The sequence below is a fragment of the Streptomyces sp. NPDC001401 genome (assembly GCF_042895385.1).
GTDB lineage: Bacteria > Actinomycetota > Actinomycetes > Streptomycetales > Streptomycetaceae > Streptomyces.
In genome coordinates this window covers 1-17299 of the sequence record NZ_JBIAWI010000006.1, presented here as the reverse complement: position 1 = coordinate 17299, position 17299 = coordinate 1, and the positions used below count along the sequence as shown (strand labels likewise).

General features: G+C 73.5%; 1 protein-coding gene and 1 pseudogene. Both read right to left on the bottom strand.

Features of this window, described 5'->3' with window-relative positions:
- Window positions 1-61 precede the first annotated feature (61 nt).
- On the bottom strand, window positions 62-16942 hold the full coding sequence (locus ACFY10_RS21390; protein WP_390666750.1) for an SDR family NAD(P)-dependent oxidoreductase: 16881 nt from the start codon (window positions 16940-16942) through the stop codon (window positions 62-64).
- Between the two features lie 265 nt (window positions 16943-17207).
- Window positions 17208-17299 (bottom strand): annotated as a pseudogene (locus tag ACFY10_RS21385) (shikimate kinase); the annotation flags it as partial.

Sequence of the window (17299 nt, the reverse complement as noted above, 5' to 3'; positions counted from 1 at the left end):
CCTCATTCGTTGTCGGACGCTTGACGGTGTACGCGGGGGCGGCGGATCGGGGCCTGACCCCCTAGGGCCTTCTGAGGTTCTTGTCGATAAAAGCGAGGAGTTCGTCGGACGTGGCTGCGGCGAGGTCGGCGGAGGTGTGGTCGGGGTGTCCGGAAGGGGCCGGTCCGGTGCCGCCTGCCTCAGTGGTCCACCGCGCCAGCAGCGCGGCGAGCCGGGGCCGCAGGCGTGCGCCGAGGTCGCCGTCGGGGGGTGCGGCGGCCAGGGCGCGTTCGAGCCCGTCGAGTGCGGCGAGTGCGCCGTCGGTCTCCGGTTCGAGCCGGCGCGGGAACTCCTTCCCCAGGTGCCGGGCCAGGTGTTCGGGCGTGGGGTGGTCGAAGACCAGGGTGGTGGGCAGGTCGAATCCGCAGATTGCGGCGAGCCGGTTGCGAAGTTCGACGGCAGTCAGGGAGTCGAAGCCCAGGTCGAGCAGGCCCGCGTGGGGATCGATCGCCGAGGCGGAGGGCTGTCCGAGTACGCGGGCCGACTCGCGGCGCACCAGGTCGAGCAGCAGGTGTGCGCGCTGTTCGGGGGCTGCCTGGGTCAGGCGCGTGCGCCACGCGTCCGGTGCGGTGGCCGCGGCGTCCGCGGGCCTTTGGGGCACCGGCGTGCGGCTGGTACCGGTCGTCTCGGACAGCAGGGGGGCGAGTGCGTCTTGTGCGGCCAGAGCACGCAGGGCGGCACGGTCCAGCCGGACAGGGGCCAGCACTGCCGTGTCGGCGCCGAGGGCGGTGTCGAAGAGGGCCAGCGCGTCACCCGTGTTCAGGGCGGCGATGCCGGACCTTGCCATCCGGACCCGGGCGGCCACGTCGAGTTCGCCGGCCATGCCGCGCGGGTTCTCCCACCACCCCCAGGCCAGTGCGGTGGCGGGCAGCCCCGCGGCGCGCCGGTGTTCGGCGAGGGCGTCCAGGAAGGCATTGGCGGCTGCGTAGTTGCCCTGCCCTGCCGGTCCCAGAAGGCCGGCGACGGAGGAGAACAGCACGAACGCCGCCAGGTTCCGGTCCTTGGTCAGTTCGTGCAGGTGCCAGGCGGCGTCCACCTTGGGGCGCAGAACCCGTTGGGCGCGATCGGGGGTGAGGGACTCCAGGACGCCGTCGTCCAGGACTCCGGCGCAGTGCACGACCCCGGTCAGGGGCCGCGTCGCGGGGAGGGAGTCGAGCAGGGCCTCCAGAGCGGTGCGGTCGGCGACGTCGCACGCGACGATCCGTGCATCGGCGCCGTGCCGGGTGAGCTCGTCACGCAGGGCCGCGGCGCCCGGCGCGGCGTCGCCCTGGCGTGCGGCGAGCACGAGGTGCCGTACGCCGTGTGCGACGACGAGGTGCCGGGCGACGAGCGCGCCCAGCGCGCCGGTGCCGCCGGTGACCAGGACCGTTCCGGTGGGGCCGAAGGCCCGTGCCCGGGGGCCGGCGGGGATGGTGGTGCGCGGGGCGGTGAGCCGGGGGACGCTCACCGCCCCGGCACGCAGGGCCAGTTGGTCTTCGTCCAAGCGGATCGCCGCGGGTAGCGCCCGGGCCGAGTCCGGCGTCCCGTCGGTGTCCACGAGCAGGATCCGGCCCGGGTGCTCGGTCTGTGCGGACCGGGCCAGGCCCCATACGGCGCTTGCCACGAGGTCGCGTACCTGATCGCCCGGCGCTGTGGTGGCGGCGCCCCGGGCGAGCAGTACGAGCCGGCTCGCCTTGAGGTGTGGGTGCGCCGTCCAGGCGCGCAGCAGGTCGGCGGTGCGGTCGACCGCGGCCCGGGTCCGGGCGGGCAGCTCGCCGGCCTGTGCGTCGGCGGGGTTCGTGGGCCACACCAGCGCGGCGTCGGGTACGGGCGTGCCTCGGTCGAGCGCGGTGAGGAGGGCGTCCAGGTCGGCATACCGCGCGACCTCCGGGCCGAACGCGGCCTCGGTCGCCGGGTCCACCGGCCCGACCGACGCCCAGGTCCCGGTCGGCTCCTGCGGTGACGCGGGCCGAGGCATCGGTACGGGCCGCCAGCGGACCTCGTACAACGACCGTTGCGGGGCGTCGGCGTGCTCCAGCAAGGGGGCGGGACGCAGGAGGAGCGAGTCGACGGCGGCGACCGGCCGGCCCTGCGCGTCCGAGAGCTCGATCGCGAGGCTGTCGGCGCCGCGCGGGGTCAGCCGCACCCGCACCGCCCGCGCGCCTTCGGCGTACAGGGTGACTCCGTTCCAGGTGAAGGGCAGCCGTGGCGCGGGCGCGTCGGCGGGGTCCAGGGGGGCGGCCGCGTGGAGCGCCGCGTCCAGCAGCGCGGGGTGGAGGGCGTACCGTCCGGCCTCGCCCGCCACGGGTTCGGGCAGGACCACCTCGGCGAGCAGTTGCTCGCCGAGTCGCCACGCGGCGCGCAGGCCTCGGAAGGCGGGACCGTACGCGACGCCGCAAGCGGCCAGTCGCTCGTACAGTCCGTCGATGGGGAGCGGTGTGGCGCCGGCAGGCGGCCATGCGCCGGTGGTCGCCTCGGGTTCCGTGGTCACGGGTGCGAGCAGGCCGGTGGCGTGTTCGGTCCACGGCTCGCCGTCGTCGGGGTGCTCGGGGCGCGTGTGCACCGTGAGCGGGCGTCGTCCGTCGGCGTCGCCGGGACCGACCTTCAGCCGCACCTGGACGCCGACTTCTTCGGGAAGGAGCAGCGGGCTGTTCAGGGTGAGTTCGGCCACTCGGCCGCAGCCGAGTCGGGCTCCGGCGTGGAGGGCGAGCTCCACGAACGCGGAGCCCGGCAGCAGGACGTTCCCGCGGACCCGGTGGTCGGCCGGCCAGCTGTGCGTGTTCCCGGCCAGCCTCCCGGTGAACAACAGGCCGTCGGAGTCCGGCAGTTCGAGCAGGGCGCCGAGCAGCGGATGCCCAGGCGCCTGCAGGCCCGCGGCCGTCACGGCGGCGGGGTTCGTCCCCACCGCTTCACCCGTCGGTTCCTCGGGGTCCAGCCAGTAGCGTGCGCGCTGGAAGGAGTAGGTCGGCAGATCCACCCGACGCGCGCCCGATCCGGCGAAGTACGCACCCCAGTCGACGTCCGTGCCCCGCACATGCAGTCGGCCCACCGCGTGCGCCAGGGCGTCCGGCTCGGTCCGGTCGCGGCGCATCGTGGCCACGGCCGCGACGGCCGGATCCCCGTGTGCCGCGACCAGAGTGCTGAGCGAGCCGTCGGGGCCGATGTCCACCAGGGTCCGTACCCCGTCCCCGGTCAGCCGCAGGACGGCGTCGTGGAACCGTACGGGCATGCGGGCCTGCTCCGCCCAGTAGTCGGGCGAGCCCAGCTCCTCGGCCGTCGCGGGGCGGCCGGTGACCGTCGAGACGATCGGGATGACCGGCTGATGGAAGGTCAGGCCCGCTGCCACCTCGCGGAGTCGGTCGAGCATGGGGTCCATCAGCGGGGAGTGGAAGGCGTGGCTGACTCGCAGCCGGGTCGTCCGTCGTCCAAGAGAGTGCAGGTGTTGGGCGGCGGCCAGGACCGCCTCGGTCCGGCCCGAGAGCACCACGGACGCCGGGCCGTTGACCGCGGCAATGAACACACCTTCGGTCAGCAGCGGGGCGACGTCGCTCTCGGACGCCTGGACCGCCACCATGGCACCGTCGGACGGCAGGGCCTGCATCAACCGGCCCCGCGCGGTCACCAGTTCTGCCGCGTCGGGAAGCGAGAGCACTCCGGCCACATGGGCGGCCGCGATCTCGCCGACCGAGTGACCGGCCAGCGCGTCAGGCCGGACCCCCCAGTGCTCCAGGAGCCGGAAGAGGGCCACCTCGACCGCGAACAGGGCAGGCTGGGTGTATTCGGTCCGCGCGAGCAGCCCGACCGGGTCTGCGGCGGCTTCGCCGTCCTCATCGGCGTCGATCACCTCGCGCAGCGGCCGCGCCAGACGGCTGTCGAGCTCTCGTAGGACCTCCTCGTACGCCTCGGCGAACACCGGTTGGGCGAGGGCGAGTTGGCGTCCCATGCCGGACCGCTGACTGCCCTGTCCGGCGAACAGGTAGGCCACCCGATCGCCGGTGGCGCGGCTCGTCGCTTCGCCGGTCGCCCCACTGCCGGAGACGAGCTCGTCCAGCCGGTCGAGGAAGTCCTCGCGCGTCGCCTCCACCAGGCCGGCCCGGTACTCGAAGGCGGTACGGGTCGTGGCCAGGGAGTATCCGATGTCGAGCGGGTGCAGGTCGGGCCTGGCGTCGAGGCGCTGACGCAGTCGCAGGGCCTGGGAGCGGAGCGCGTCGGCCGAACGGGCGGACAGCAGCCACGGCACGGCACGGCCGTCGGGCCGGCCTGTGGAGCCGGGAGCCGCGGCAGCGCGGTCCGACTCCTCGGCCAGGGCCTGTTCGAGGACTACATGGGCGTTGGTGCCGCTGATACCGAAGGAGGAGACACCGGCCCGTCGCGGGCGGCCGGTCACCGGCCACGGCACGCTCTCGGTGAGCAGGGAGACCGCACCCGCCGACCAGTCCACATGCGGCGTCGGCTCGTCGATGTGCAGGCTCCTGGGCAGCGCGCCGTGCCGCATCGCCATCACCATCTTGATCACTCCCGCGACGCCCGCCGCGGCCTGTGTGTGGCCGATGTTGGACTTGACGGATCCGACCAGCAGCGGACGGTCCGGGTCCCGGTCCTGCCCGTACGCGGCGAGCAGGGCGGTCGCCTCGATCGGGTCGCCCAGCGAAGTGCCCGTGCCATGGGCCTCCACCGCGTCGACATCCGCGGGCGCGAGTGCGGCGCCGGCCAGGGCCTGGCGGATCACCTGTTCCTGAGACGGGCCGTTGGGTGCGGTCAGTCCGTTGCTGGCGCCGTCCTGGTTCACGGCGGAGCCGCGTATGAGCGCGAGGACCTGATGGCCGTTGCGCCGCGCGTCCGAGAGCCGCTCCATGAGCAGGACTCCGACGCCCTCGCCCCAGCCGGTACCGTCGGCCGCCGCCGCGAAGGGCTTGCAGCGTCCGTCGGCGGCGAGGCCGCGCCGACGGGAGAATTCGACGAACGGCGTCGGGGTCGCCATGACCGTCACGCCGCCGGCGAGGGCCAGGTCGCTCTCCCCCGTGCGCAGCGACTGGGCGGCCAGGTGCAGCGCCACCAGGGACGAGGAACAGGCGGTGTCCACGGACACGGCGGGGCCCTCGAGGCCCATCGCGTACGCCACCCGGCCCGAGGCGACACTGCCCGCCGTGCCGGCGCCGAGATAGCCCTCGACCTCCTCGGGGAGCGTGCGCGACCACGAGCCGTAGTCGTGGTACATCACGCCAGCGAAGACGCCGGTCCTGCTGCCGCGCAGCGCGGCGGGGTCGATGCCCGCCCGCTCGACGGCCTCCCAGGAGGTCTCCAGCAGCAGTCGCTGCTGCGGGTCCATCGCCAGCGCCTCGCGCGGGGAGATCCCGAAGAAGCCCGCGTCGAACTCGGTCGCCGCGTCGAGGAAGGCGCCGTGCCGGGTGTAGCTCCTGCCCGGCCGGCCGGGCTCGGGGTCGTACAGCCCTTCGAGGTCCCAGCCGCGGTCGCGCGGCATGTCTCCCACGGCGTCGGAGCCGCTCGCGACCAGGGCCCACAGGTCACCGGGGTCCATGACTCCGCCGGGATAGCGGCAGGCCATGGCGACGATCGCGATCGGCTCGTCCGGCTCGTCCACCGTGTGGGCCTTCTCCGGTGCCGGCCTGTCCCGCTTCCCTGCCCCGGAGCCCGTGAGTCCGGCCTCCAGGTAGGCGGCGACGTGCCGTGGCGTCGGATGGTCGAAGACAAGCCCGGCGGGCAGTGGCAGGCCGGTGAGCCTGCCGAGCCTGGTGCGCAGTTCGAGGGCGGTGAGGGAGTCCATGCCCAGTTCGGAGAAGGCGCGATGGTCCTGTGTTGGGTCGAGGACGTCCTCGGCGTCGAGGCCCAGCACCGCCGCTGTCTCCTCGCGGACCAGGGCGGTGAGCAGCCGGCGGCGCTCTGTCTCACCCATGGTCCGTACTCGCCGGGCGAGATCACCCTTGGGGGCCGCTGCGGACGGGGGTGCGGATCTCCTGGGGGCGGGGCGGGGGCGGACCAGGTCGCGCAGCAGAACGGAGCCGGGGTCGGGCTGGGTGAGGTCGAGGCGTACGGGTGCCAGGTTCGGCTCGTCGGTCGCGAGAGCCGCGTCCAGCAGGGCGAGGCCGGTGTCGGTGGGCAGCGGGCGGACGCCGGTCCGCGCGAGGCGGGCCAGATCGGTCACGCCGAGGCCTGCCGTCAGTCCGCTGCGCTCCTCCCACAGTCCCCAGGCCAGCGCGGTGCCGGGCAGACCTTCGGCACGGCGCCGGGCGGCGAGAGCGTCGAGGAAGGCATTGGCGGCGGCGTAGTTGCCCTGTCCCGCGGAACCAAGGAGCCCTGCAGCCGAGGAGAACAGCACGAAGGCCGCAAGGTCCAGATGCCGCGTCAGCTCGTGCAACTGCCAGGCCGCGTCGGCCTTGGGCCGCATCACCCGGTCGAGCCGCTCGGGCGTCAACGAGCCGATGGCCCCGTCGTCCAGCACACCGGCCGCGTGTACGACGGCCGTCAGCGGGTGCTCGGCGGGGATGGCATCCAGCAGCCCCGCGAGAGCGGTGCGGTCGGCCACGTCGCAGGCGGCGACGGTGACGGCGTCCGCTCCCGCCGCGGTCAGGGCGTCCCGCAGCTTGTGCGCGCCGTCGGCCTCGAGACCCCGGCGGCCGGCCAGCACGAGCCGACGCACTCCGTGCGCCTCCACGAGATGCCGGGCGACCAGTCGTCCGAGCACCCCGGTGCCTCCGGTGACGAGGACTGTCCCGTCGGGGTCGAGCGCCCTGCGGCCATCCCGTGGAGCGGGGGAGGGTACGCGTTCGAGCCGGGGCACGTGAACGGTTCCGGTCCGCAGGGCCAGTTGGGGTTCTTCGCCGACGGACGCGACGGCCAGAGCCGACGGGAGAGAGTCGGCGGAGTCGAGGTCCGCGAGCACGAAGCGTCTGGGATGCTCGGTCTGGGCGGAGCGCAGCAGGCCCCAGGCGGCCGCGGCGGCGGGGTCTGGCGACTCGCCCGGAGTCACAGCAACGGCGGAGCGGGTCACGAGGACCAGCCGGGAGGGCTCCCAGCGCGGGTCCGCGAGCCAGTCCTGGACCAGGGTGAGGGCCCACTCGGCCGTCCCCCTGGCGCGGTCGGGCGGCGTGCTTCCGGCCACGAGTTCCGAGGTGGCCACGGCGCAGACCAGGTCCGGCAGCGGTGCGCCCGCGTCCAACGCCCGGCTCAGCGCCGCGAGGTCGGCGTACCGCGTCGGCGTGCCCGCATCGGGAGGCGAGGAGTCCGTGACACCGGAGTCCGGACCGATCAATACCCAGTTCGGCAGGCCGACGAGGCCGGCCTTCGGCGCGGGACGGGCGGCAGGCCAGGCGACACGGTAGAGGTCCTGTCCTGTCATCAGGTTCTCGGGAACCGGGCGCAGGACGACGGACCCGACGGCGGCCACCTGCCGCCCCTCCTCGTCGTACGCCGCGAGCCCCGCCTGCGCGGGGCCGGCCATGGTCAGCCGTACGCGCAGACGGTGTGCCCCGCCGCCAGTGAAGGTCACGTCCTGCCAGGCGAAGGGTAGGACGGCCGGGGTCTCGTCGGTGCCGTCCGTCGCGAGATCGATAGTGTGCAGCGCCGCGTCGAGCAGGGCAGGGTGAAGGCCGTATCGTCCGGCCTCGGCGTGTTCGCCTTCCCCGAGGACGACTTCGGCCCAGACGTCCGCGCCGTGCCGCCAGGCACGGGTCAGCCCCCGGAAGGACGGACCGTAGCCGTAGCCCCGGCGGGCCAGTCGTTCGTACAGATCGCTCACGTCCAGGGGCGACGCCCCGCGCGGGGGCCACTCGACCGGTCCGTCGGAGGCCCGGCCGAGACGGTCGGTGAGAGCCTGGCCAAGGCCGTCGCCGGACTCGGCGGCGAGTAGACCGGTGGCATGGTGCGTCCACGCGACGTCGGTGTCCGTCACGTCGTCGGCGGCGCGCGAGAAGACGCGGATCTCCCGTCGGCCTTCCTCGTCCACCGGTCCGACCGCCACTTGGAGCGCGATGTCGCCGTGCGCGGGCGTGACGAGCGGGGCGCTAACACCGAGCTCGGCCAGGACAGGACGGCCGACCTTTTCTCCGGCGCACCGCGCGAGTTCGACGAACGCGGTACCGGGCAGCAGCGCCGCCCCCGTCACCAGGTGATCGCCCAGCCAGGGCTGGGCCTCGTGGGAGAGCCGGCCGGTGAGGACGTACTCGTCGGTCCCGGCGAGGTGCAGGACCGTGGAAAGCAGGGGGTGGTCGAGCTGCCGTCCTCCCGGCGCGGTCGGTGTCGCCGCCCCGGTGCGCGGCGCGGCCGGTGTCAGCCAGTACCGCCTGCGCTGGAAGGGGTAGGTGGGCAGGTTGACGGGAGCGGCGGACACGTCGGCGAAGAGGGTCGCCCAGTCCACCTCGGCGCCCTGGGCGAAGTCCTCGGCAACGGAGGTGGCGAGGCCGTACGCCGGACCGGACGCGGAGCCGTGCACGACGCCTTCGGCGCCCGCGGCGACCGCGGCGAGGCCCGCGACCAACTCGTCCCGGCCGGACCCGACGATCACGGCGCGGTGCTCGAACACCGCGCGCGTCGTGGCCAGGGCCCGCCCGAGGGCGGCGAGGCCGACTGGATCGAGCAGCGCGTACTCGGCGAGGGCCGAGGACATCCGTTCGGCCTGCGCCCGGAGTCCTTCGGCGGTACGGGCGGACAGCACCCAGGGCACCGGCCCTTCGCCGAACGCCCCGCAGGCGGCTGGTGCGGCCTCGACGTCCTGGACCGCCTGAGCGGTCTCTTCGCCCTCTTCGAGGATGACGTGCGCGTTGGTGCCGCTGATCCCGAAGGACGACACTCCGGCCCGACGGGGCCCTTCACCCCGTTCCCAGGGCACTTCGCGGGTCAGCAGGGACACGGCGCCCGCCGACCAGTCGACCTGCCGCGACGGCTCGTCCACATGCAGCGTCCTGGGCAGGACACCGTGCCGCATCGCCATCACCATCTTGATCACCCCGGCCACACCCGCGGCGGCCTGGGAATGCCCGATGTTCGACTTGACCGAGCCCAGCCACAGCGGCCGGTCGGCGGCACGCCCCTGACCGTAGGTCGCCAGCAGCGCCTGCGCCTCGATCGGGTCCCCCAGCCGCGTCCCGGTCCCATGCGCCTCGACCGCATCCACATCTGCGGGCTCGAGGCCCGCGCCGGCCAGGGCCTGGCGGATCACCCGTTCCTGGGAGGGGCCGTTGGGTGCGGTCAGTCCGTTGCTCGCGCCGTCCTGGTTGACGGCCGAGCCCCGCACCACCGCCAGCACCCGGTGCCCGTTACGGCGCGCGTCCGACAACCGCTCCAGGACCAGCACGCCGACGCCCTCGCCCCAGCCGGTGCCATCGGCCGCCGCCGCGAACGCCCTGCACCGCCCATCAGCCGAAAGACCGCGCTGACGCGAGAACTCGACGAAGACTCCGGGGCTGGACATGACCGTGACACCGCCGGCGAGTGCCAGCGAGCACTCCCCCTGCCGCAGCGACTGCGCCGCCAGATGCAACGCCACCAGCGACGACGAACACGCCGTGTCCACACTCACCGCCGGACCCTCCAGCCCGAACGTGTAAGCAATCCGCCCGGAGACAACGCTCGCCGCGCTGCCGGTCAGGACGTAGCCGTCGGCCGTGCCGGTGGATTCCGAGAGCCGGGGCCCGTACTCACCGGCCGAGGCGCCGATGTAGACGCCCGTGTCGGTGGACCGCAGGGCACCGGGGTCGATCCCCGCCCGCTCGACGGCCTCCCAGGAGGTCTCCAGGAGCAGCCGCTGCTGCGGGTCCATCGCCAGCGCCTCGCGCGGGGAGATCCCGAAGAACCGGGCGTCGAACTCGGCCGCGTCGTAGAGGAATCCGCCGTGCCGGGTGTACGAAGTGCCCGCACGGCCCGGCTCGGGATGGAAGAGCTTCTCCACGTCCCAGCCACGGTCGTGAGGCATCTCGCCGATCGCGTCACCGCCCGCGGCCACGAGGTCCCACAGGGCCTCCGGCGAGGTGGCTCCGCCCGGGTAGCGGCAGGCCATCCCCACGATGGCGATCGGCTCGTCCGCCGTGCCCGCGGATCCATGCGGAAGGCCGGTACTCCGCGCGGCGTTCCCCTCGCCGGTGAGGCGTTCGAGGACGTGCCGGGCAAGGCGGCGCGGGGTGGGATGGTCGAAGATCAGGGTGGCCGACAGCCGCAGACCGGTCGCCGCGTTGAGGCGGTTGCGCAGATCGACCGTGGTCAGCGAGGTGAGCCCGAGTTCCGAGAACACCCGGTCCGCGCGGACCTGGTGGACGGACCCGTGGCCGAGTACGGCGGCGACGGCGCTGCACACCACGTCCAGCACGGCCGGTTCGCGCGCCTCCGCCTCGAGTTCCGTCAGTCGTTCCGCGAGGTGCCCGACGGGCTCCTCGCGGGTGCCGGCCCCGCCCTCCCGTGCGCGTCGGACCTCGGGCAGCGCGTCGAAAAGGGGACGCGGGCGCGCCACGGCGTGGGCCGCCGCGAAGCGCTCCCAGTCGACGCGCGCCACCGTGACACAGGCGTCGTCGGCCACGAGGGCCTGTTCCAGGGCCGCGAGTGCGGTCGCGGGGGCGAGGCCATCCATGCCAACGTGGGCGAACCGGCCTGCCTCGGCCGCGTCCGCGGCCATCCCGGCCCCGTCCCACGCGCCCCAGGCGATCGACGTGGCCGCGAGGCCCTCCGCGCGGCGCCGCTCGGCTAGGGCGTCCAGATGGGCGTTGCCGGGTGCGTAGCCGCCCTGTCCCGGCAGGCCCCAGGTGGCCGCCACCGAGGAGAAGAGAATGAACGCCGACAGGTCCCAGCGCCTGGTCAGCTCGTCCAGGTTCTGTGCGGCTGTCGCCTTGGCCCGCAGGGCACGGTCGAGCTGACCAGGTGTCAGCGCCGTGATCAGGGCGTCGTCGAGCTGTCCTGCCGCGTGCACGACGGTGGTCAGCGGAAGGTCCTCGGGCACTGTTTCGAGTACGGCGGCCAGCGCGTCGCGGTCGCCCGCGTCACAGGCAGCGAGGGTGACGCGGACGCCGAGTTCGGTCAGCTCGGCACGCAACTCCGTTGCCCCTGGGGCCTGTTCGCCCCGGCGGCTGACCAGCAGCAGATGCTCGGCCCCGGCGGCCGCGAGCCATCGCGCCACATGGGCGCCCAGCGCCCCGGTGCCGCCGACGATCAGGGCCGTGCCGTGTGTGCGCCAGGATCCCGGCACCTGCCGTGCGCCCTTGTGTGCCGCCGTCGCGGCCCGCTCCAGGCGCCGGGCGTACACACCGGACGACCGCACGGCGAGCTGGTCCTCCCCGCCCGGCGCACTCAGCACGGCCGCGAGTCGCTCGGTCGAGGCCTCGTCCGGCCGGTGCGGCAGGTCGATCAGGCCGCCCAGTCGCTCCGGATGCTCCAGGGCGACGATCCGGGCCAGGCCCCACACCTGTGCCTGTTGGACGCGAGGAGACGGATCGTCCGCGCCTGCAGACGCGGGGCCCGTGCTTACGGCTTCGGTCGTGGCGTACCAGAGCGGGACCTCGGAATCCAGGTCGCCCAGCACCTGAGTGAGGGCCAGCGAGGACGCCAACCCCAGGGATACGGAGGGGTGTTCGTGGAGATGGCCTTCGGCGAGGGCGAGCAGGGACAGGACGCCGACCGGGCGGTGGTCGTCGAGAGCGGTCCGCAGCAGCTCGGTGAGTGCCGCCCGGTCGGCCGTCGGGTCCAGGTCGACGCGGTGGATCCGCGCTCCCCGTGCGGTCAATGCGCGTGCCGCCGCGTCGGCCCACCGGCCTGCTGTGGTTCCCGCCGCCCCCGCTGGGACGGCCACGATCCACGTACCGGAAGCCGGAACACCTCGTTCGGCGACAATCCTGTGCCAACCGATCCGATAGCGCAGAGCTCCCAGAGCGGCGTGGGCGCGGTGCCGGCCGCGCCACGCGGACAGGGCGGGGAGGGCAGTGGCCAAGGCTTCGGCGGCGAGGCCGTCGGGGGCGGCGTCGAGGCGCAGTTCCTCGGCGAGCGCGCCCGTGTCTCCCTGTTCCACCACCGCCCAGAAGCGCTGCTCCGCGGCGTCGGGACCGGTCGACGGACCGTCCTTGCGCACCCCCCGGGGCACCTCGAGCCAGTACCGCTCCTTGCGGAAGGGATAGGTCGGCAGTTCCACGTGGCCTGCGCCCGTGCCGTCGAACAGGAGCTGCCAGTCCACTGCGACGCCCTGGACGAAGTCCTCGGCGACGGAGGTGGCGAGGCGGTGCGCCGGAGCGGACGCGGAGACGTTCACGGCGCCTTCGGCGCCCGCGGCGACCGCGGCGAGCCCCGCCACCATTTCGTCCCGGCCGTTGCCGACGATCGCGGCACGGTGCTCGAATGCCGACCGGGTCAGGGCAAGCGTGTACGCCACGTCGACATCGCGTGTCTCCTGCCCGGCTCCCCGCAGGTGCGTGGCGAGGCGCAGCGCCTGTTCACGCAGCGCCTCAGGGCTCTTCGCGGACAGCACCCAGGCAAGCGCCGCGTCCGCAGCCCCACCGGCCGGTGCTGAGGCCGGCTGTGCACCGTCGCCCTCTTCGAGGATGACGTGCGCGTTGGTGCCGCTGATCCCGAAGGACGACACTCCGGCCCGACGGGGCCCTTCACCCCGTTCCCAGGGCACTTCGCGGGTCAGCAGGGACACGGCGCCCGCCGACCAGTCGACCTGCCGCGACGGCTCGTCCACATGCAGCGTCCTGGGCAGGACACCGTGCCGCATCGCCATCACCATCTTGATCACCCCGGCCACACCCGCGGCGGCCTGGGAATGCCCGATGTTCGACTTGACCGAGCCCAGCCACAGCGGCCGGTCGGCGGCACGCCCCTGACCGTAGGTCGCCAGCAGCGCCTGCGCCTCGATCGGGTCCCCCAGCCGCGTCCCGGTCCCATGCGCCTCGACCGCATCCACATCTGCGGGCTCGAGGCCCGCGCCGGCCAGGGCCTGGCGGATCACCCGTTCCTGGGAGGGGCCGTTGGGTGCGGTCAGTCCGTTGCTCGCGCCGTCCTGGTTGACGGCCGAGCCCCGCACCACCGCCAGCACCCGGTGCCCGTTACGGCGCGCGTCCGACAACCGCTCCAGGACCAGCACGCCGACGCCCTCGCCCCAGCCGGTGCCATCGGCCGCCGCCGCGAACGCCCTGCACCGCCCATCAGCCGAAAGACCGCGCTGACGCGAGAACTCGACGAAGACTCCGGGGCTGGACATGACCGTGACACCGCCGGCGAGTGCCAGCGAGCACTCCCCCTGCCGCAGCGACTGCGCCGCCAGATGCAACGCCACCAGCGACGACGAACACGCCGTGTCCACACTCACCGCCGGACCCTCCAGCCCGAACGTGTAAGCAATCCGCCCAGAGGCAACGCTCGCCGCGCTGCCGGTGAGCAGGTGGCCATCCGTGCCGTCACCGGACTCGTGCGGACGCGGTCCGTAGTCCGGCGCCATCAGTCCGGTGAAAACGCCGGTGAGGCTGCCCCGTAGCGCCTCCGGGTCGATCCCCGCCCGCTCCAGCGCCTCCCGGGAGGTCTCCAGGAGCAGCCGCTGCTGCGGGTCCATCGCCAGCGCCTCGCGCGGGGAGATCCCGAAGAAGTCGGCGTCGAACCGATCGGCGTCGTGCAGGAATCCACCGCGCCGGGTGTACGAGGTCCCCGGCCTCGACGCGTCCGGGTCGTAAAGGGACTCGAGGTCCCAGCCGCGGTTGTCCGGGAACCCGGAGGTGGCGTCCTCGCCATCGGCGACCAGCCGCCACAGGTCCTGTGGGCCGGTCACTCCGCCGGGGAAGCGGCACGCCATACCCACGATCGCGATCGGCTCGTCCGCCGCGGCGACGACGGGGGCGGCCGTCGGCTCCGAGCTCTCAGCCCGGGCGTCGCCGAGGAGTTCGGCCAGCAGGTACGTGGCGAGGGCTCCGGGCGTGGGACGGGCGTAGACCGTGGTCGTGGGGAGTCTCAGGCCGGTCGCGGTGTTGAGCCGGTTACGCAGCTCGACCGCGCCGATGGAGTCGAAGCCCAGTGCCTTGAAGTCGCGGGCCGCATCGACCATTGCGGCGGAGGGGTGCCCCAGTACCGCGGCGGCCTCCGTCCGGACCAGATCCAGGAGCAGTGCATGCTGGTCGGGTTCCGGTGCGGCGGCCAGCCGCTCGGCGAAGGACCTCGGTGCGCTGCGGTCGGTCCCCGGGGCGGCCGGGGAGGAGGTGGGAGGGGTGGACGGCAGCCAGAAAGTCCGGCGTTGGAAGGCGTAGGTGGGCAGGTCCACGGGCCGCGCTTCGCGGACGGCGGGGCTCCAGTCCACTTCCGCTCCGCTCACCTGTGCCTGCGCCAGCGAGGTCAGCAGCCGAGCGGTGTCGCCCTGGTCGCGCCGCAGTGTCCCGACGACCACAGCCGGGTCGTCGTCGTTGGTGAAGAGGTCGACGGTCTCCTGGACACCCACGGCGAGGACCGGATGCGGGCTGCATTCGACGAACAGCCGGTGTCCGTCCGCGAGCAGGGCACGGACAGTCTCCTCGAACCGGACGGTCTGCCGCAGGTTGCGGAACCAGTAGGCGGCGTCCAGCCGTGTCGTGTCGGTGACGGGCGCTGCGGTCACCGCCGAGTAGAAGGTGATGTCCGTAGCAGCCCGCGGAGCGATGTCGGCCAGGGCGGTAAGCAGTTCGTCCCGTACGGCCTCCATTCCGGGCGAGTGCGAGGCGTAGTCGACGTCGATACGCCGAGCCCGCACGTCCTCTGCCTGGTAGGCGGCGAGCAGTTGGTCCAGGACAGCCGTCTCCCCGGCGAGCACGGTGGAGGCCGGCCCGTTGACGGCAGCCACGGCGACGCGGCCCGCCCAAGGGGCGATCCGCTCGGCCACCTCGGCGACCGGCAGGGGTACGGAGATCATGCCGCCGGTCCCGGACAGCCGGGCCAGGGCCTGCGCACGCAGGGCGACGATCTTCGCGGCGTCGCGCAGGGAGAGCGCTCCGGCCACCTGCGCGGCGGCGATCTCACCCTGCGAGTGGCCGACGACCGCGTCCGGTACGACTCCGTAGACCTTCCACACCTCGGCGAGCGAGACCATGACAGCCCACAGAGCGGGCTGCACCACGTCGACCCGGTCCAGCGACGGCGCTCCCCCTTCGGCGCGCAGCACTTCGGTCAGGGACCAGTCGACGAACTCCCCGAGCGCCTGCTCGCAGCGCGCGACGTGCGCGGCGAAGACCTCGTTCTCCGCCAGGAGCGCCCGTCCCATCGCCTGCCATTGCGAGCCCTGCCCGGGGAACACCAGGACGGTCCGGCCCGCCGCGGTCCGTCCCGTACCGACAACGGCGTTCTTGACGGACCGGCCTTCGGACACGGCGGCGAGGCCCGCGAGGAGCTCCTCGCGACCGGTTCCGACGACGACCGCGCGGTGCTCGAACAGCGAGCGGGTGGTCGCCAGGGCGTGCCCGACGTCCGCGACGTCGAGTGTGTCCTGGTCGGTCACGAAGGCGGCCAGCCGGGCAGCCTGTGCACGCAATGCCTCGGCTGTCCGGGCCGAGAGCGTCCACGGCACCGCCTTCCCGCGCCGCGTGTGCGGCGCGTCGGCCGTCGGTAGCTCGGCCGTCGGCAACTCCCCGCGTGATGGCTCGGACAGCACCACATGGCAGTTGGTGCCGCCCATCCCGAAGGAGCTGACGCCCGCGACGAGTTCCCGCCGGTCGTCGGGCCAGGAGGAGAGCGCGGTGTGGACGTGGAGTCTCAGCTCGTCCAACGGGATCCGCGGGTGGGGTGTCTCGTGGTGCAGGCTCGGCGGCAGCCGACGGTGCCGGATGCTCAGGGCGACCTTGAGGAGTCCGGCGATACCGGCGGCGCCTTCCAGGTGACCGATGTTCGTCTTGACGGAACCGACGTGCAGTGCAGGCGTGTCCGCGGAGCGGGCACGGCCGAGAGCGGCGCCCAGGGCGGCGGCCTCGACGGGGTCGCCGACCGGGGTCCCCGTCCCGTGGAGTTCGACGTACTGCACCTCGTCGGGGCGGGTCCCGGCGCGCTCGTGGGCCCGGCGGACCACATCTTCCTGCGCCCGGGCGCTCGGTGCGGTGAACCCGTCGCCGCCACCGTCGTTGTTCACGGCGCTGCCGCGGATCACGCAGTGCACGGGGTCGCCGTCGGCGAGCGCCCGGTCGAGGGGCTTGAGGACGACGAACCCACCACCCTCACCCCGTACATAGCCGTCGGCATGGGCGTCGAAGGCGCGGATCCGGCCCCGCGGAGACTGGCCGCCCATCTTGGCCGCGGCGACCGCGTTCTCCGGAGCGAGGATGAGGTTCACCCCGCCCGCGAGGGCCAGCTCGCTCTCTCCGCGCCGCAGGCTCTCGCACGCCAGGTGCACCGCAACGAGGGACGAGGACTGCGCCGAGTCGACGGTCAGGCTGGGCCCGCGCAGCCCCAGGCAGTAGGAGACCCGGTTGGCGATGACACCGCGCTGCAGACCGGTCAGCCAGTGGCGAGTGACGGCTTCGGTGCCGGCCCTGCGCAGCAGCGTGGCGTAGTCGTCCGAGACAGAGCCTACGAACACCCCGGTGCGGCTGCCCGCGATCCGTTCGGGGACGATCCGGGCGTCCTGGAGGGCCTCCCAACCGAGCTCCAGCATCAGCCGCTGCTGAGGGTCCATGGCCAGTGCCTCGCGAGGGCCGATACCGAAGAACTCGGCGTCGAATCCGGTGACCGTGGACCAGTCCAGGAACCCGCCGTGCCGGACGTCGGCCCGGCCCGGTGCGCCCATGTCCCCGTCGCCGTACAGCGCTTCGGCGTCCCAGCGTTCGGCGGGGGCCGGACCGACGGCGTCCACGCCTGCGCGCAGGAGGTTCCAGTACTCCTGCGGCGAGGACACTCCGGGCAGCCGACAGGACACGCCGACGACCGCGATGGGAACGTCCTCCTGCCGCCGGTCCGTCCGTGCACCGGTGCTGTCCTGTACGGGGGTCATGGAGCCCTTTCTGGGTCGTTGCCGTTCCGTCACGCCGTTGAGTGCTTCGCCACGCCCGACTGGATCGTTCACGGGACCGGCTCCACGCGGCCGTTGGTCTGTCGCTGTTCCAGCAGGTTGTAGGCGCGCGGCGCCTCGGGGATATCGCGTGGATCACCGGCCCCCGGACTGCCCGAGCGCGTTTCAGCAATAGGCGGCGACCTCGCTGGCCTTGGCCTTCTCTCCGGTCAACTCGCCCAGTTCGCCCCGGAGTTGACTGCCCCGCTCATGCTTCCTTCAACTCCAGTGCATCCAGGGCGACTTGGGTGACTTCTTCGGGCGTACGGCCGTCGGTCGCGACGACGGCCGTGGCGACCT